The organism is Salinimonas sediminis (assembly GCF_003429285.1).
GTDB lineage: Bacteria > Pseudomonadota > Gammaproteobacteria > Enterobacterales > Alteromonadaceae > Alteromonas > Alteromonas indica.
The window spans coordinates 289,547-306,708 of sequence record NZ_CP031769.1; the positions used below are offsets into that span (position 1 = coordinate 289,547).

The following is a 17,162-nucleotide window of genomic DNA, read 5'->3' on the forward strand; positions in this document are numbered from 1 at the left end:
TAGATTATGGGACAGAAGGTACATCCTACAGGTATACGCCTGGGTATCAGCAAACCATGGACTTCTACCTGGTACGCTAATACCGCAGATTATGCAGATAACCTGTACAACGATCATTTGGTACGTCAGTACCTGACTAAGAAACTGAAAAACGCTTCACTGTCAAAAATCGTTATCGAGCGTCCAGCTAAGAGTATCCGTGTGACTATTCATACGGCTCGTCCTGGTGTTGTAATCGGTAAGAAAGGTGAAGACGTAGAAAAGCTGCGTAACCATGTATCTAAGCTAGCCGGCGTGCCTGCTCAGATTAACATTGCAGAAGTACGTAAGCCTGAGCTGGATGGTCAGTTAGTAGCTGATAGCATCTCAAGCCAGCTTGAGCGCCGTGTTATGTTCCGTCGTGCTATGAAGCGTGCGGTTCAAAATGCAATGCGTCTTGGCGCCAAAGGTATCAAAGTAGAAGTAAGTGGTCGTTTGGGCGGAGCAGAAATTGCACGTACCGAATGGTACCGCGAAGGTCGCGTTCCTCTGCACACATTCCGTGCGGATATCGATTACGCGACATCTGAAGCGTCTACTACCTACGGTATCATCGGCGTTAAAGTATGGATCTTCAAAGGTGAGGTTCTGGGCGGTCTGCCTACAAACCAAGAGCAGCCTCCTGCTCAACCTAAGAAGAAAGGCCGCAGCGCTAAGCGAGAGGGCTAATCATGTTACAACCTAAGCGTACGAAATTTCGTAAACAGCATAAAGGTCGTAACCGTGGTCTTGCTGTTGCTGGTAGCAAAGTAAGCTTCGGTACCTATGGCCTGAAAGCAGTTGGTCGTGGTCGTATGACTGCGCGCCAAATCGAAGCAGCGCGTCGTGCTATGACTCGTCACGTTAAGCGTCAAGGTAAAATCTGGATTCGGGTTTTCCCTGACAAGCCAATTACTGAGAAGCCTCTTGAGGTTCGTCAAGGTAAAGGTAAAGGTAACGTTGAGTACTGGGTATGCCAAATTCAACCTGGCCGTGTACTGTATGAGATGGAAGGTGTTCCTGAGTCTCTGGCACGCGAAGCGTTTGAACTGGCAGCGGCTAAACTGCCATTTAAAACAACCTTTGTAACTCGGACGGTGATGTAATGAAAGCGACTGAACTGAAAGACAAAAGCGTAGAAGAGCTGAATGCAGAGTTATTAAACCTGCTACGCGAACAGTTCAATCTGCGCATGCAGCACTCGACCGGTCAGCTTGAAAAATCTGATCAGTTGAAAAAAGTGCGTCGTAACATCGCGCGTGTTAAAACCATTCTGACTCAAAAGGCTGATGCGTAATGACTGAGCAAAATATTCGTACAGTACAAGGTCGTGTGGTCAGCAACAAGATGGATAAAACTATCACTGTTGTGGTTGAGCGTTTTGTTAAACATCCTATTTATGGGAAGTTCATGAAGCGTTCTACTAAGTTGCACGCTCACGACGAAGACAATGTATGTAACCAAGGCGATCTTGTGACTATTCGCGAGTGTCGTCCTCTGTCTAAGAATAAATCTTGGGCACTGGTTAATGTTGTAGAAAAAGCCGGCGTTTAATCGCAGACTTTTTCTTAAAAAGGCCGCTCTTATGAGCGGCTTTTTTGTATCTGCTATGACTCTCCACCCATCCCGCTAAAATTCTGTAAACCCGTAAAAATAAACCATAATGTTAATGAATAGTTAAGTTGATAGGCTGTAATCTGTCTTTTCTACGGTAGATTACATCATGCGTTTTGCCCCTATTGCTGGCTCTATTGCCTGCCTCATTGCCACCGGAGTTATGTCTTCTGCGGCACAATGCGAACCCGCCCCTTTAGTCCTAAACGACGCTGAGTATTTTGAGCAGCCAGGCTTTAACGTGGTGGTTTTCAGTAATTGGTACAATGGCCTGTTTGGTGATTCAAAGATCAGTGGTGTTGAGCTGATACACCATGGCGAGCGTATGGCGACCAATGGAGATATCCGGCTTAACGCGACGCCCGAGCAATGGGACCTGATTCCCGAGTTTGTCAGCCGTCACGTAGATCCCGCTGACAATAGTATTCAAGCTACCCTGCGTTACCCGGACCATGACTTCACTTACACCATTGTAGCCAAACCCCAGGGCGGTAAAATTAAGATCAGTGTGGTACTTCCTGCCCCGCTGCCCCCAGCCCTGGCTGGCAAGGCGGGGTTTAATCTGGAATTTTTACCTGCCACCTATTTTGAGACCAGCTATTTGGCCGATGGCAAACCCGGTACCTTCCCGCTTTATCCCACGGGTATTAAAGAAATCAATGGCCAGAGCGCGCCCCAGCCATTAGCAGAGGCAGCCACACTTACGTTGGCGCCCGAAGATGACAACCGGCGTATTACCGTAACCAGTAACGCTGGCAAACTACGTTTGTACGATGGTCGCAGTAAGGCACAAAACGGCTGGTTTGTGCTCCGCCAAATATTGCCCGAAGATAAATCGGGTACCGTACTGGAATGGAACCTGGAAGCGTCTACCACAGCGAACTGGCAGCGTGCGCCCGTGATCGGACATTCGCAAGTAGGGTATTTACCCTCACAGCTGAAACGGGCGGTCATTGAACTGGATAAGCAAGCCTCGCTAAAACAGCCTGCAACGCTTATAAAGATAGCCCAGGATGGCAGTCGAGATGAAGTCTTAAGCCAAGTGCCCACAGCATGGGGCGACTATACCCGCTATCAATACGCCGTGTTTGATTTTACAAAAATAACAACGCCCGGTTTGTACCAGTTAAGCTATGGAGAGACTGTTACCGCGCCTTTCGTTATTGGTGAAGATGTCTACGCCTCGGCATGGCACGCCACCCTTGACCATTATTTCCCGGTGCAAATGGACCATGTGCTGGTAAACGAGGCTTACCGGGTTTGGCATGGGGCATCACATTTAGACGATGCTTTGCAGGCCCCGGTGAATCATCAGCATTTCGACCTGTATGCCCAGGGGCCGACTACGGACACCGCGTTTGAGCCAGGCGAGCACATACCCGGCTTAAATGTAGGGGGCTGGTATGACGCTGGCGATTACGATATCCGCACGCAAACGCAGTACGCTACAGTACGCGATTTAGTCAATACATGGGAAGAATTCAACATTAAGCGGGATACTACCCTGGTAGACTACGACGCCAAATTCGTAGATTTGCACGTAGCAGACGGTAAGCCAGATGTGCTGCAGCAAATAGAGCATGGGACATTAGCGTTGGTGGCACAGTACGAAGCAGTAGGGCATGCCATTCCCGGTATTATAGTACCTGATATCAGCCAGTATACACACCTGGGTGATGGTATTACGATGACCGATAACCTCATATACGACCCGAGCCTGGATAAGCACGAGGCCAACGGCTTGCGCAGCGGCAAGTTCGATGACCGCTGGGCATTTACCAGTAAGTCTACACCGCTTAATTATGGTGCTATGGCAGCGTTGGCTGCAGCCAGCCGGGCATTAGCTGAGCATGCCCCGGCCCTGGCAGATAATGCATTGACTATCGCCAAAAACGCTTGGCACACTGAAGCCAACCAGCAGCCGGATTTGTTCCACCACGGCAACACGACCGGCGGCGGGCTGGAGGAAGAAAAATTCAAAGCCGCGGTTGAGCTATTGATTACTACCGGCGAAGCCCAGTACGCCGATGCCATCACGGCTCTACTACCGGCGCTTAGGCAGGCGTTTGGCGACTATGCAGTAGATGCCTTACGGGTCGTTGATTATATGGGTAAATCCTACAAACAGACCATCCAACAAGTTGCTGAGCGTTATCAAACCCAGCAACAACAGAAAACCTCAGGGAACCCCTATCAGGTTGAAATCACCGAAGGAGGCTGGGCGGGCAACGGCACTATTTTACAAAGTGCCATCATTGACTATTACCTGCATAAGGTCTTTCCGCAACAATTTGACGGGCAAGGGGTCTATCGCGCCCTGGATTACCTATATGGCACCCATCCGGATTCCGATATTTCGTTTGTTTCCGGCGTAGGCACTCAGTCGAAAAAGGTCGCCTATGGTATGAACCGGGCTGACTATTCATTTATTGCCGGGGCAATTGTACCGGGTGTCCTGATATTAAAACCAGATTTACCTGAAAACAAAGAAAACTGGCCCTTTATGTGGGGGCAGAACGAATATGTTATCAATGTGGGCGCGAGCTATTTGTTCACCGTTAATGCAGCGCGTCATATGGCTGCGCAAAAGCAATAGCCGCGTGAAGGGATAGTTTGGCGCATTACCCTTTGTTGCTGTTAACCAATAAACGTTGGTACAGCTGAACGTATTGGCGGGCCATCGCAGGCACACCAAAGTTGCGTAGAACATGGTTGGCAGCCCCTGTTGCCAACCGTGCAGCCAGGGCCGGAGAGTCGAGTAACCGGATTATTGCCTGGCTTAGCTTGGCGGGATTTTGAGGCGGAACTAACAAGCCGGTTTGGCCGTGTTTAATAATTTCGCTGATGCCCCCCACCCGACAACTGACAATCGGCCTCTCACATACCGCAGCCTGTAATAAAATGACCCCTAAACCTTCAGCGCAAGCGGGGTGGGCGACCATATCCACACATGGCAGAATACGTGCTACCTCCCGCGTGAAACCACACAGCTTCACGTGTTGTGTAAGGCCGCATTGAGTAATCAGTTGCTGATACTCGTGATACATTTTGCCTTTGCCAAATAACAGGCAAACGGCTTGCGGATAGCGCACGATTACCGCACGCATAGCGCGAATTAATGTGGCTTGTCCTTTACGTTCTATAAGTTGGGCAAAACTGGCAATTACCAGAGAACCGGGCGGGATATCATAGGTGCGGCATAGCCAGTCCTGGTCTTTAGTGTAACGAAACTCATCAGGATCGATAGCAGAATGAATGACCGGCGTTAGTTGCCCTACTTGGCAATAAGGTGCAATTACCTGCTGGACTCCCTCAGAGATACTTACCACTGCATCATATAGCGGGTATTTACGCTGCCCCAACCAACTTTCCGGGTTATCTACCCGGCGGGTCACCAGGGCGCTTAACCGCGATAACCGGGCGCTAACCGGCCCCCACCAGTCAGCGCCGCGCCGGCTATGGACATGCACGAGGTCTATATTGTGATAGCGATAAAGTGAGCACAGCCGCCCCACTAAGCGTATATCCGGATCGCCCAGGTAGCCTACCGTGATCACACTGACGCCGGGCAAGGGCAATTTGCTTATTTCGCTACCAGTGGCGCATACCAGCACATTGTGTACGCCCAGTGCAGGTAATTCACGTAGCAGATAAGCGACCTGTCTGGCTCCGCCGTATAACTGCCGGCCCATTTCGATATGCAGTACGCGCACTACTTTAGTACCTGCTGCAATGTATGCCACACCCGGGGGGCGGTAATATTCACCAGACAGTCATACCTGGCCTGGCAAGTGGGTCGGCGTTTACATGGGGCGCAGGGTAAATCAAGATAAACTACCCGAGTAGTGGAAGATGGCGTACGCAAATAAGGGCAGGTTGAACCAAACAGCGCGACCGCCGGCGTGGACAATACGGTAGCTGCATGGGTCATACCGGTGTCCACTCCCACCAACGCCTGAGCCCGGGCTATGCACGCCAGCGACTCGGCCAGGCTTAATGCGCCGGCTAGCTGATAGATACCGGTAGCGACGGCAAGTTGCTCTGCTGTTGCAGCATCACCCGGCCCGCCCAAAATAACCAGCGCACCGCGGTATTGTGCTCGCAAGAGTACGATGAGCTGTTGCCAGCGCTCCAGCGGCCAGTGTTTTTGGGCTCGGGTGGTGAAGGGGCATAGGACGACAAAGTGCTGCGGTATCTGCTTTTGTCGCAACACCTTGTATAGGCGCTGCGAAGTGGCCGCGTCTATCGTAAGATGCGGATGGTAATAGTCACTGCCCATATGCTGGGCTAGCGCCTTGTATTCAGAACCAAAATCATCAGATACCGGCTTGCTGATAGCCTCGGTAAGTAACCGGTGACTATGTTCCTTACTGACAAATCCAATTCGGCAACGGGCGCCTGATAAGCGTGTTATCAGGGCGCTTTTAATCAACCCCTGCGCTTCAATAGCAATATCGAAGTGCTCGTTACGCAGCTGCTTAACAAAGGCCGTTACAGCGCGATACAGCGCAGTATACTGTCGGCTGCGGTGCAATTGTTGCCAGTGGTTTTTAGGCCAGGCAATGACATGATCCACACCAGGGTCATGCTTTACTAACTCAACGTAGGGGGACTCAACCAACCAGCAAACGCGCGCGCCAGGATAGGCTGCTTTTATACTGGACGGCAGCCCCGATGCCATTACAATATCGCCAATAGCACTAAGCCTGATCAATAAAATATGGGGTCTTTGCATGGCCTCGGCTATAGCAAGCAACAATACAATCAGGATGTTAGTAAAACAATCAAACACGACAGTTTAATGACTGCGGCTGACGAATGTGGTAATCGCAGCTGGCACTTAATTCGCTCACATTTATTTGGGAACGCTGTGAAATCACCCATACCTAGTTATCGTTCGACCATGGCGCAAACGCTGTTTCGCTGGTTTTACTCATTCGTATTGGTATTGGTTATCCCCTTTGCCTTTATTAACCTGGTGCGTAGGGGTGTATTGCGTACCCGGGACTATAATCGGCGTCGGTTCGAACGGTTTGGGTTTGTTGCGCCTCCGCCGGCCACCGGGGGGTACTTGTTTCACTGCGTATCGGTAGGGGAAGTGGTGGCGGCATCGTGCCTTATTAAAAAGATAATGCAGCAAGAGCCAAATACGCAGATTACGGTGACCACGACTACACCCACAGGCTCGGCCAGGGTGCGGGCTATCTTTGGTAACCAGGTCCATCACTTCTATCTTCCCTATGATTTGCATATGGCCATGGCCGGTATGCTGCGCCGGGTGAAGCCGAAAGCGGTACTTATTACCGAAGTGGAACTATGGCCAAACCTTATTCATGTTTGCTGGCGCAAATGCATCCCTGTCATGGTTATTAACGCCCGTATGACTGACCGTTCTGCCCGCCGCTATAAAAAAGTGGGAATTTTATTTGAGCCTATGTTGGGCAAGCTTTCGCACGTCTGCGCACAAGGCCAGCGAGACTACGACAATTATCGCTTTTTAGGTATGCCGCCAGACCGGTTGTCTCTTACTAATAACATTAAGTTCGATCAGGCAGCGAATGCTAAGCCAGCCGCTATGCCCTTTATGCATCTGAATAACGCGCGCCCAGTACTGGTAGCTGGAAGTACCCATGATCCCGAAGAGAAGGTCCTGCTCAGCGTATTAAACAGGCTGCTGCCAGAGTTTCCAGATGTATTACTTATTCTTGTGCCGCGACACCCAGAGCGGTTTGCAGCGGTTGAAAAGATGTTGGCTGAAGCAGGCGTACATTATGTATGCAGCGAGGCTGCCGGGCAGGTACCGGCGCACTGCCAAGTGGTGCTGTTAAACGAAATGGGCCGATTGAACGAAGCTTATCAGGTTGCCAATATAGCTTTTGTCGGCGGGTCGCTGGCCGATCGGGGTGGGCATAATGCCCTGGAGCCGGCAGCGGTGGCGGTGCCGGTTATTATGGGGCCACATACTTATAACAATCCGGTAATTTGCGCTTACCTTGAACAATGTGGCGCATTAACGCTGGTAAATTCAGATGAAGATATGGCAACGCTATGCAGAACATGGCTCACTGACCCTGAGGTGGCCAAAAAAGCCGGGCTCGCAGGACGGCAGGTATTGGAAGATAACCGCGGGGCATTACAAAAAACCTGGAATGAAATACAACGAATTTGTCGCTAAGACTTCTACAAATTAGTTAATAATGAAATACTTGTACAAAAAAAGAACCCCGCTTTGGTGCGCACGATGGGATTGTTGCACTATAACAGCGAGGCTAACTCACTGAAGGATAATCAAAAATATCACCCTTTTTTACTAAGATTTTGATTCTAAAGTATAAATTAATTTTGGCCCATCCTTTGCTATTATTAATCCGACGGCGTAACCAGGGTAAAAATACTAACAATTCTGCTGCCACATCACAGCGCCCGGTTGCACGTTTATTCCAGGGAGATGCCCCCTGCCGCTATTGGCAGGGGGCAATCTTTGTTAGCCACTGAAGCGGTTTACTATACCGGTTCATCCTCCGGCCGCACCATACTAACCAATCGCCAGCCCGCTTCAATTTTCAAGTCTTTTCCAAACAATACCACATGGGTTCTGTTCGACTTATCTATAGCAATAAGCGGCGTGACACGTCCTCCATAGGTTTCCAGGTAATCTTCATAACTGAACTCTTCAGTAATTCGCGTGGTTTTTACAGTCGCGCCGTGCGAAACCGATGATGCCAGGTAACCATAGGTAACACCTTCATCAAATAATGCCATACGCTTAGCGTAGTGTTTGCCAACTTGATGGCTGGGGCGTGTAGCTTGTTCATTGTTCGTTAGGCCCCATACCTTGTCTTTACCCATTGTGTATTCAAAATGGTAAGAAATTAATGGGTTCAGTTGCTTATAAGGCGACATAATCAGGACCGTACCGATACGGCTCATTTCCATGTGGCGGGCAGCATGATCCGAAGCAGGATTGCCGAAATACGCGGGCGTTTCCTGCATTCTGGTTTCTTTGATTGCATCCCAGTTGGTATCTGCAATAACCACCGGAATTTTCTGGTTTTGCATTTCTTTAGCCAGCATCCGGTTAAATTTGCTGCCACCAAAAATTAAGAAGCCATTGGGAGGCGGCGCGCGCATTTTAAGTAACTGCGCAACGGGTTTAGCGGTAAGGCTTTGCAATACAACCGTGGTAATAATCACCAAAAAGACGATGGGAACCACTATGCCTGCGCCCTCGTAGCCTATTTCCTCCAGTTTTAATGAAAACAGTGCCGAAACCGCTGCTGCCACAATACCGCGTGGAGCAATCCAGCTGATTAACGCCAGCTCGCGCCAATTGAGGCCGGTTCCGATAGACGATATGGCGACCGACAATGGCCGTGCCACAAACATGATAGCCACCAGTACGATTAAAGCACCTGCGCCCAAATTGGTTACCGCATCAAGCTGTAAACGGGACGCCAGCAAAATAAACAGGCCAGAGATCAGTAATACGCTGAGGGTTTCTTTGAACTCAAGGATATCTTCCACATCTACATTTTTCATGTTGGCCAGCACCATACCTAATATGGTGACCGCTAATAGCCCCGATTCATGCGCCACATAGTTAGACGCTGCAAATACTCCCAGCATCAGCGTAAGTACTGCGGTGTTTTGCAAATAATGAGGGATCCAGCTTTTGCGCAAACATATCCCCAGCAGGTAACCTCCGGCCAGCCCAAGGCAAATACCCATACCGATGGTCTTACCAAAAGTGATCATAGTATGCGTAATAGCTTCCGCCTGAGAGGCAACAATATATTCGTATACCAATACCGCCAATAATGCGCCGATGGGGTCAATGACAATACCCTCCCAGCGCAGAATATTGGCTACATTCGTTTGCGGCCGGACGGTACGAATCATTGGCACAATAACGGTAGGGCCGGTGACTGTGACAATGGCGCCGAACAAAAAGGCTAATTGCCACGGAAAATCCATGGCATAGCGTGCGGCTATAGTGGCCACCGCCCAGGTAACGACCACGCCTATACTACACAGATTACGCACCATATTGCCGTGCCCCCGGATATCGCTAAACTTTAGCGTCAGGGAGCCTTCAAACAGAATAATGGCTACAGACAGCGATACCACTGGAAACAGTAGGTCGCCGAATAGGTCGTCGGCATTCAGTACGCCCAGCACAGGGCCTACGATAATACCGACAATCAGCAGCGGTAAAATAGCCGGTAAGCGAATTTTATACGCCAGATACTGACAAGCAATAGACAACAGGCCTACGCTTACCAGGCTTAATAGGGGATCGGACAAGGCACACATTCCTTCATATAGAAAGCCGTCCGTTAGGTGAAGTGTTACTACGGCTTGTAAATTAAATAAACTGTCTGTTTGTACTGTTTAAACTATCAGACGGATGACATATTGACCTTACGGCGTTAAACCGTGAACATCAATGTTTGTAGTAAGCGGGCTGCTAACGCCTGCTTTTCCTCATACTATGTGGCACTTTCATAAAGACCAACGCAAATAAACACTGTTAATACATAATAGGCGATAGATTCATGTACGAACCACAAAAACAACAAGGTATGCACTTCACTTTAATAATAGCCTTGTTTGCCGTGTCATTGTTGCCTGCATGCAGTGCATCGGATGAGTTACCCAGGCTAAAGACCGAAGTATTGGCCAGCCATAAACTGGATAATATGCTCAACGAAACATCGGGATTGGTTTGCACAGCACAGACAGCTGTAACGACCAACGATTCTGGCAATGATGCGGTATTATTTGAAGTGAATGACAGCGGCGATATTGTCCGGCAGCATGCGCTGGATTTTGCCAACAAAGATTTTGAAGCGGTTACCGCCGATGATGATTATTTTTATATTGGTGATGTGGGCAACAATAAAGGACATCGGCCCTATGTGTCTATCCGTAAAGTCGACCGTAAAACCTTCCAGAAGGTGAAAACCCTGCGTCTGACCTACACCGATAATAGCCCCAAGACGAATATTCCGTATGCTCACGACTATGACGCCGAGTCGTTGGTTAACCGAACCGACCATCTTATTTTGTTCTCCAAAAGCTGGGCTAGTCAACAGGCGCGGGTATACCGCATAGAAAAAGATGCTAAAGACCAAACTCTTACCGCCATAGGCACCGTGAAAGGGCTACCAGGGGTGGTAACCGGCGCGGACTGGGACGCGGCGAACCATCGTTATGTGTTAGTGGGCTACAAGAGTAGCGCCATCGGCCTGTTTAAACCGTTTATTGCCACAGTATCGCCTGACTGGCACGTGCAGGGAATGGCGATGTTAGAGGGCTTTGGGCAGGTGGAAGGTATCTGTGTACGCAATGCCTCTGAGGTGCTGATTACCCAAGAAAGCTCACCGCTCAATACTGCGCGTATAGCGCGGCTAGCGATAGAGTAATTAACGCCCGGCTACGTCTGGCAGCTAGTCTGAGCGGGGGCACTGTCTTTGATTGGGCCCTCGGAATTTTTTACTGGCCAAAATCGGAAAAGGGGGCAAAGAGGGCTAAGATACCATGGAGGTCTTCGTTAATCTGTGTTCCCTCATACCCCTTGCTGTAAAAAAAGCTGACAACAGCATGCTACGCTCAACTAGTTAATAAATAGCATGTTTTTTATTTATACACTAGGCCGCTGGGCATTGCGTATATTACCGCCTCTACTACTTCGCCCTTTAATGCGGGCAATGGTTGAATAAATTGTCCAAAACTGCCCTTAATTAAAACGCTAACGAGTTCTGCCGCGCCGGTTTATCGTAAATAGGGCCTACCTACTTTTGTATATAATGCTATTTATATAAAACCATCTCTCGTCTAATTAGATAGTGTTAAATAAAATTAACATTATATTTATTGCTGTCTTTGTTTTATGACCACCTTTTTTACAATGTATTTATAGGTAACTGTAAATATATGTATTAGAAAAGATTTATATTGGGCATTCTTATTGCAATCTATCTATGTTGCTAGCAGTCGCGCAACCAACACCTTTTTATTTAAATTGGATGGATACTTTATGAAACTGGTTAATATAAAAAAGACTGTAGTAAATATAGGGGGGAGTTTTATTCTACTTCTTTCCCTATTTGGCGTGGTAACCACTGCTCAAGCAGCAGTAATTAAAACTGATATTGTGATGATAGTCGATGAGTCTGGGTCGATGGGAAGCGTGCAGACAAATCTGAGAAATAATATAGGCTTATTTGCCTCCATTCTGACCGCTGGTGGTGTAGATGCCAATTTCGCTTTGGTTGGCTATGGCAATAGCGCTGTTGTGCCCCGGGTGTTAACAGACTTTACCAGCGCTTCAGACTTCGCTGTCGCAGCGGGAAATTTGGTCGCAAGTGGCGGTACAGAACCTGCTTTTGATGCCTCAGGATTTGCGCTAAATCAGCCGTTGGTAAATTACGGCGCTATCGCTGTGGAAGCAAATTTATCGTTTCGAACAGATGCAGTATCAAATCTTATCCTGTTCACTGACGAAGACTCAAACGGCGACCGCGATTTTGATGCCAGCGGGGTCGACTCGCTATTAAAACAGGCGAATGCGTTATTTAATGTAGTATTGGATTTTGCCTATCCAGAACTGGTAGATTTAGCCGTGAATAATGGTGGGCAGATGTTTGATTTGAGTTTAATGAATTCTACCGATCAAACGGTGGTGGAGCAGTTTGTTACCGATTTTGCCAATGAGAAGTTACAGGAAACATTAGATTTCTGTGCGACCAACCCCAATGACCCGGCATGTCAGAATGTATCGGTACCAGAGCCAGCAGTGGTGATTTTATTTGGTGCGGGGATATTGTTATTAATGCGAGTACGTAGACACTAATAAACAAGGGGCGGCACCTTATTATAAAGGTGCCGCTGCTTTTATTACTTGGCGTTATCTGGAAGCGGGAAACCACGGTCACGCATCAGCGCATCAACCTTAGCATCACGTCCTCTAAACTCCCGATAGGCCTGGGCTGGCTCCATGGCATTTCTCACCGAAAATAAGTATTTAACCAACTTGTCGGCCATCGCTTTATCATAAAATCCGCCAGGCGCTTCAGCAAACGCTTCAGCCGCATCAGCGGTAAGCACTTCTGCCCACATGTATCCATAATAAGCGGCCGCATAACCTTCTCCGGAAAATACATGGCCAAACTGGGTGCTACGGTGGCGCATTACCAGCTCTTCGGGCATAGCCAGTTTTTGTAGTTCGTTTTTCTCAAAAGCATCAGGTTCTATATCTGCTGGATCCGTAGTGTGGTATTTAAGATCCATAATGGCTGATGCCATATATTCGGTCGTTTTAAAACCTTCGTTAAACGTAGCGGCACGCTTAATTTTTGCTACCAGTTCAGCCGGTATGGTTTCGCCGGTTTTGTAATGTACCAAATATTTATTTATGACCTCATCAGTCGTTAGCCAACGTTCCAGTAATTGCGACTGAAACTCGGTGTAATCGCGCACGCCCGAATGAGAGGTAGGGTATTCCACATCGGCAGACAAGAAGTGCAAGGCATGGCCAAATTCATGAAAATAGGTTTCGGCGTCGTCCCATGAGATCAAGGTAGGTTCGCCTTCAGCACCTTTTACAAAATTTGAATTATTCGAGGCCAGCACGGTTTGCTTACCATCAAAGGTGGTGGAGCTGCGATAAGTAGTAGCCCAGGCACCAGAGCGTTTGCCCTGACGCGCAAAGGGGTCCAGGTACCACAGTCCAATGTGTTCGCCGCTGGTTTTATCGGTGACTTCCCATACTTTCACATCAGGGTGAAAGACCGGTACTTTACCTTCTTCAAGCGGGGTAAAAGCAAAATTAAACAAGCGCCCCGCTACGTAGAACATAGCCTCGCGCAATTTGCCCAGCTGCAAATACTGTTTAACTTCATTTGAGTCCAGGTCGTACTTAGCCTGACGTACTTTTTCTGCATAGAAACGGTAGTCCCACGGCTTGATAGTAATATTGGCACCTTCTGCATCAGCAATAGCTTGCATGTCGGCTACTTCTTCTTCTACCCGGGCGATAGCCGCGGGCCAGACCTTAAGCATCAGATCCATCGCATTATCCGGCGATTTGGCCATACGGTCTTCTAAACGCCACTGAGCATAGTTGTCGTAGCCCATAAGTGCCACGCGCTCGTCACGCAGCGTAAGAATCTGTTTAATAATGGCGTTGTTGTCTTGCGCATCACCGTTATCGCCCCGGTTGTAATAGGTGCGCCAAACCTGCTCACGTAGCGCCCGATTAGTTGAATAAGTTAAAAAGGGGTCCATGGATGAACGGGTGTTGGTAATGGCATAACGCCCGGCTTTATCGCGCTCTTTGGCGGCAGATGCAGCCGCTCGGATAAATGAGTCGGGCAGGCCGTCTAGCTCATCTTCGCTGATATACGTAACGTAATTTTCTTCATCGGCCAGTACGTTTGTAGAAAACTGGGTGTAAAGCTTCGCCAGTTCATTATTGATTTGCGCATAGCGGGCTTTGGCATCACCGGTCAATGTTGCGCCGTTGTGGGCAAAGTTGTTATAGATTAACCAGGTGATACGCTGCTCTTCGGCCGTACGCTGGTTAAGCTCGTCACTTTCGTAAACCGTTTTTACCCGGTCGAACAGTGCTGAATTCTGGATAATTTTGGTGGAAAATGCTGACAGCTTTGGCGACATCTCCGCTTGAATCTCGCGGAATTCCGGGCTGGATTTGTTTGAACTCCAAATTCCGTAATAGGTGAACACCCTATCCAAGGCTTTGCCAGCACGCTCCATAGCTACAATGGTGTTATCGAAGGTAGGCGGCTCAGGATTGTTAGCTATTGCCTCTATTTCAGCCAGCTGTAGCGCCATACCTTGCTCAAGAGCTGGCTTTAAGTCTTCCAGTTTCATTTGATCGAACACGGGCACGCCATCAAACGGCCCTTGATATGGCATTAACAGTGGATTATCCAGGTGTTGTTGCTGGGCTGATGCGCTTGCGGCTGGCAGCGTTTGGGTTGGCTGAGACGCAGGCTGAGTGGCGCAGGCGCTTAGGCCAAGTACCACTGCTGCGGCCGTTATTGAATGAGTAAATCGCATTAAAATAAGTCCTGTCGTTCGTTATAATTTTGTTAGCGCTAGCCATACTAGTGGATAGTACCAATAAGTAAATCTCACTGGACAATTTCAGGGCCAATTCTGCTGTAAAAAAACGCGAAAAATCGACGCTTTGTCGCACCGCCAATAGCATCACAAAATGATAACAAAAAAGTGCTTGAGCCTATGCCTGACGTGGGTTTACACTCCGCTCGAATTTTAGGCTAATGGTTAATTTGCAGGTGGCGCGACAATGCTGACAGAGGTGTTAATGCATGGTTTGCCGGTGGCGATGGCGGTGCTATCTTTCTGGTCAAACACTGAACGAAAAGTTTTATTCCTGAATCTGGGATTGTGTATCACAATATCCGCCTCACTTGCTTTGCAAGAAGCCTGGGCGGGGGTGCTGGTAATGGTGGTTGCCGGCATGAGCACCAGTTATCGTTTACTCACCAATAAATTGGTGGATCAACGCTTAATCGGGGTGCTTATTGTATTGATGTCCTCGCTGATTGGTTATTTAAATACGGTAACGGGTAAAACCGGCTGGCTGGAAATTATGCCGTTGGTAACATTTATTCTTTACCGCTTTGGAGAACTCCACTGCCGCGAGGCGGGACTGCGTATCTGTATGGTAGTGGGATCACTGATATTTGCTACTTATGCGGTGATCAATCAAAGTTGGGGGGTAGCGGCTACTGAAAGTCTGTTCGCGGTATCCAATAGTCGGTTCCTAATGCAACTACAGCGGCGCAGCAGACGCGCTGCCATTTAAACAGCAGCACGTACTTTAGGGGCTTAGGCAAATACCACGGTTTTGTTACGGTGTATGATTACCCGGTCTTCCAGGTGATACCGCACGCCGTGGGCCAGTGCGGTAACTTCGCAATCTTTGCCCTTACGTACCATATCCAACGCAGTGTCACTGTGACTTATGCGCTTGACAGCCTGTTCAATAATAGGCCCTTCATCGAGGTCGCTGGTAACATAGTGGCAAGTTGCACCAATTAGCTTAACGCCGCGGTCATAGGCCTGCTGGTAGGGACGGGCGCCGGCAAACGACGGCAAAAAGCTATGATGGATATTAATGACCCGGCCGGACAACTTACGGCACAGATTATCCGGCAAAATTTGCATAAACCTGGCTAATACGGTGACGTCTATAGCGTATTGCTCTAACAGCGTTTCAATTTGTGCAAATGCTTGTTCTTTACCCAGTGTTTTAAAATCTATCCAATGAAAAGGGACTTTATACCAGTCTGCAAACTCTTTTAGGTGCGGATGGTTTGATATAATGCATGGGATATCACAATGTAATTCTGCAGTATGCCAACGATGTAATATATCTACCAAGCAATGCGAGTCCAGGCTACCTAATAAGGCGACACGTTGTTTTTTACCTGAATCAGTAAGCTTCCATTGCATTTGATATTCATTTGCTAAGGGCGTAAACGCGGCTATAAAACTGGCATAATCCAGGTTTAATTCATCAGCGCTAATTTCGTGGCGCATAAAAAAGCGCCCGGTTTGTTGATCGGTATGGTGGTTCGCCTCTACGATAGTGGCTTTATGGTCTGCCAAGAACTGGGAGACGCTGGCCACCAGGCCAATTTGGTCGGGGCAGTCAATTACAAGTCTGAATGTCTGTTGCATGTGGTATCTATACTCCTCTACGTGACACCTTTTTACCCACGCTAACCCTTAATGTAAAGCGCCAATAACCGATAACTTATGCCAGTCCGCGACGTAACCTCTCGCGTACTGACAGGTTCGGGATCAGCGGCCAGCTATGACGTATCGGATAACTTACCCCATGGGGGCTGCTAACCGATTCAAACAAATGAAATTTGTCAAAGTTACAGGCTATTTGCGGCGGGTATAAAGGGGGTGGCAAGGCAGCACTGGCTTTACGTAACATGGTGACGTGGGGACGGTATTCGCGTCGCTCTATGGCAATACCGGACTGCCGAGCGGCTTTGGTAACCTGGCGTACTAGTTCGTAGAGCTCATCGGGCACATTATGGGGGGCGCAAAACAAAATTTTTGGCCCTTGCCACACCCCGGTTGTGTCCAACGTTAAGGAGATCGGCGGCTGTCTAACCTCATCCAATCTTGCCATCACTTCTTCGTGCTGGCGCATATCAAGCTGACCTAAAAACGCCAGGGTTAAATGAAAATTTGCCGGGGCCACCGCCGCTGGTGGCGCTGCACTGCTAACTTTATGGCGGCTTCCTTTAGCGGGGGCTGGCGTCCGGCTGGGGAGATCTGGCAAAGCTTTGTTGCGCCATTGCTCAAGCGCAAGTTTGTTGCTTACGGATAGGTCCAATCCTATAAAACAGCGCATTTTCATGGTGTATCTCCCTCTTTTAACCCTAACTTGGCAGATTAATATGCATTTAACTGCTGTCTACGTAAAATAGAGCCACTTTGATTGTCATGTTAGCTGTTAA

At 48.7% G+C, this 17,162-nt stretch carries 15 protein-coding genes; 9 read left to right on the forward strand and 6 right to left on the reverse strand.

What is annotated here, in order from left to right:
- Positions 1-6 precede the first annotated feature (6 nt).
- From rpsC to D0Y50_RS01415, 5 genes are all read left to right on the forward strand, one after another.
- Positions 7-708 (forward strand): 30S ribosomal protein S3, encoded by a 702-nt coding sequence (rpsC, locus tag D0Y50_RS01395; RefSeq protein WP_108565742.1) that lies wholly within the window; start codon positions 7-9, stop codon positions 706-708.
- A gap of 2 nt (positions 709-710) precedes the next feature.
- On the forward strand, positions 711-1,124 hold the full coding sequence (rplP, locus tag D0Y50_RS01400) for a 50S ribosomal protein L16 (RefSeq protein ID WP_108565741.1): 414 nt from the start codon (positions 711-713) through the stop codon (positions 1,122-1,124).
- Complete coding sequence (gene rpmC / locus D0Y50_RS01405) at positions 1,124-1,315, forward strand: 50S ribosomal protein L29 (RefSeq protein ID WP_108565740.1); 192 nt, start codon at positions 1,124-1,126, stop codon at positions 1,313-1,315. Before rplP ends, rpmC begins: the two co-directional genes overlap by 1 nt.
- On the forward strand, positions 1,315-1,572 hold the full coding sequence (gene rpsQ, locus D0Y50_RS01410) for a 30S ribosomal protein S17 (RefSeq protein WP_108565739.1): 258 nt from the start codon (positions 1,315-1,317) through the stop codon (positions 1,570-1,572). The genes rpmC and rpsQ overlap by 1 nt, the downstream gene beginning before the upstream one ends.
- Before the next feature lie 169 nt (positions 1,573-1,741).
- Positions 1,742-4,228, forward strand: coding sequence for a glycoside hydrolase family 9 protein (locus D0Y50_RS01415; protein WP_176582441.1), 2,487 nt, complete (start codon positions 1,742-1,744; stop codon positions 4,226-4,228).
- Between the two features lie 25 nt (positions 4,229-4,253).
- Here D0Y50_RS01415 and D0Y50_RS01420 read toward each other — a convergent pair whose 3' ends face one another.
- Together D0Y50_RS01420 and D0Y50_RS01425 are read right to left on the reverse strand one after the other, a co-directional pair.
- A complete protein-coding gene (locus D0Y50_RS01420; protein ID WP_117315153.1) occupies positions 4,254-5,345 on the reverse strand; it encodes a glycosyltransferase family 4 protein in 1,092 nt (363 codons plus the stop codon).
- Positions 5,345-6,367, reverse strand: coding sequence for a glycosyltransferase family 9 protein (locus D0Y50_RS01425; RefSeq protein ID WP_232366385.1), 1,023 nt, complete (start codon positions 6,365-6,367; stop codon positions 5,345-5,347). The genes D0Y50_RS01420 and D0Y50_RS01425 overlap by 1 nt, the downstream gene beginning before the upstream one ends.
- Before the next feature lie 168 nt (positions 6,368-6,535).
- On the opposite strand from D0Y50_RS01425, the gene waaA reads away from it, so the two are divergent.
- Complete coding sequence (gene waaA, locus D0Y50_RS01430) at positions 6,536-7,807, forward strand: lipid IV(A) 3-deoxy-D-manno-octulosonic acid transferase (RefSeq protein ID WP_232366539.1); 1,272 nt, start codon at positions 6,536-6,538, stop codon at positions 7,805-7,807.
- 329 nt (positions 7,808-8,136) lie between these two features.
- Here waaA and D0Y50_RS01435 read toward each other — a convergent pair whose 3' ends face one another.
- Positions 8,137-9,936 carry a cation:proton antiporter gene (locus D0Y50_RS01435; RefSeq protein ID WP_108565736.1) on the reverse strand — a complete coding sequence of 600 codons (1,800 nt, stop codon included), beginning with the start codon at positions 9,934-9,936 and terminating at the stop codon, positions 8,137-8,139.
- A gap of 251 nt (positions 9,937-10,187) precedes the next feature.
- Here D0Y50_RS01435 and D0Y50_RS01440 point away from each other — a divergent pair, with 251 nt between their 5' ends.
- The gene (locus D0Y50_RS01440) at positions 10,188-11,057 is read left to right on the forward strand and encodes a hypothetical protein (RefSeq protein WP_117315157.1); all 870 of its coding nucleotides are present in this window, start codon (positions 10,188-10,190) and stop codon (positions 11,055-11,057) included.
- Between the two features lie 614 nt (positions 11,058-11,671).
- The gene (locus D0Y50_RS01445) at positions 11,672-12,487 is read left to right on the forward strand and encodes a VWA domain-containing protein (RefSeq protein ID WP_117315159.1); all 816 of its coding nucleotides are present in this window, start codon (positions 11,672-11,674) and stop codon (positions 12,485-12,487) included.
- A 44-nt stretch (positions 12,488-12,531) separates the two neighbouring features.
- On the opposite strand, the gene D0Y50_RS01450 is transcribed toward D0Y50_RS01445, so the two are convergent.
- Positions 12,532-14,715, reverse strand: coding sequence for a M3 family metallopeptidase (locus tag D0Y50_RS01450; protein WP_108565734.1), 2,184 nt, complete (start codon positions 14,713-14,715; stop codon positions 12,532-12,534).
- Positions 14,716-14,965: 250 nt separating this feature from the next.
- Between D0Y50_RS01450 and D0Y50_RS01455 the strand changes: the two genes are divergently transcribed.
- Positions 14,966-15,487: a YgjV family protein gene (locus D0Y50_RS01455; protein ID WP_232366388.1), complete on the forward strand. Its 522-nt coding sequence runs from the start codon at positions 14,966-14,968 to the stop codon at positions 15,485-15,487.
- Positions 15,488-15,510: 23 nt separating this feature from the next.
- Here D0Y50_RS01455 and purU read toward each other — a convergent pair whose 3' ends face one another.
- Positions 15,511-16,365, reverse strand: coding sequence for a formyltetrahydrofolate deformylase (gene purU, locus D0Y50_RS01460; RefSeq protein ID WP_108565733.1), 855 nt, complete (start codon positions 16,363-16,365; stop codon positions 15,511-15,513).
- 76 nt (positions 16,366-16,441) lie between these two features.
- On the reverse strand, positions 16,442-17,062 hold the full coding sequence (gene thpR, locus D0Y50_RS01465) for an RNA 2',3'-cyclic phosphodiesterase (RefSeq protein WP_232366391.1): 621 nt from the start codon (positions 17,060-17,062) through the stop codon (positions 16,442-16,444).
- Between the last annotated feature and the right edge of the window lie 100 nt (positions 17,063-17,162).

What these genes read in the sequence shown, in the direction of transcription:
- rpsC (WP_108565742.1), top strand. Translation starts at nt 7, where the DNA reads ATGGGACAGAAGGTACATCCTACAGGTATACGCCTGGGTATCAGCAAA.
- rplP (WP_108565741.1), top strand. Translation starts at nt 711, where the DNA reads ATGTTACAACCTAAGCGTACGAAATTTCGTAAACAGCATAAAGGTCGT.
- rpmC (WP_108565740.1), top strand. Translation starts at nt 1,124, where the DNA reads ATGAAAGCGACTGAACTGAAAGACAAAAGCGTAGAAGAGCTGAATGCA.
- rpsQ (WP_108565739.1), top strand. Translation starts at nt 1,315, where the DNA reads ATGACTGAGCAAAATATTCGTACAGTACAAGGTCGTGTGGTCAGCAAC.
- D0Y50_RS01415 (WP_176582441.1), top strand. Translation starts at nt 1,742, where the DNA reads ATGCGTTTTGCCCCTATTGCTGGCTCTATTGCCTGCCTCATTGCCACC.
- D0Y50_RS01425 (WP_232366385.1), bottom strand. Translation starts at nt 6,367, where the DNA reads ATGCAAAGACCCCATATTTTATTGATCAGGCTTAGTGCTATTGGCGAT.
- waaA (WP_232366539.1), top strand. Translation starts at nt 6,536, where the DNA reads ATGGCGCAAACGCTGTTTCGCTGGTTTTACTCATTCGTATTGGTATTG.
- D0Y50_RS01440 (WP_117315157.1), top strand. Translation starts at nt 10,188, where the DNA reads ATGTACGAACCACAAAAACAACAAGGTATGCACTTCACTTTAATAATA.
- D0Y50_RS01445 (WP_117315159.1), top strand. Translation starts at nt 11,672, where the DNA reads ATGAAACTGGTTAATATAAAAAAGACTGTAGTAAATATAGGGGGGAGT.
- D0Y50_RS01450 (WP_108565734.1), bottom strand. Translation starts at nt 14,715, where the DNA reads ATGCGATTTACTCATTCAATAACGGCCGCAGCAGTGGTACTTGGCCTA.
- D0Y50_RS01455 (WP_232366388.1), top strand. Translation starts at nt 14,966, where the DNA reads ATGCTGACAGAGGTGTTAATGCATGGTTTGCCGGTGGCGATGGCGGTG.
- purU (WP_108565733.1), bottom strand. Translation starts at nt 16,365, where the DNA reads ATGCAACAGACATTCAGACTTGTAATTGACTGCCCCGACCAAATTGGC.
- thpR (WP_232366391.1), bottom strand. Translation starts at nt 17,062, where the DNA reads ATGAAAATGCGCTGTTTTATAGGATTGGACCTATCCGTAAGCAACAAA.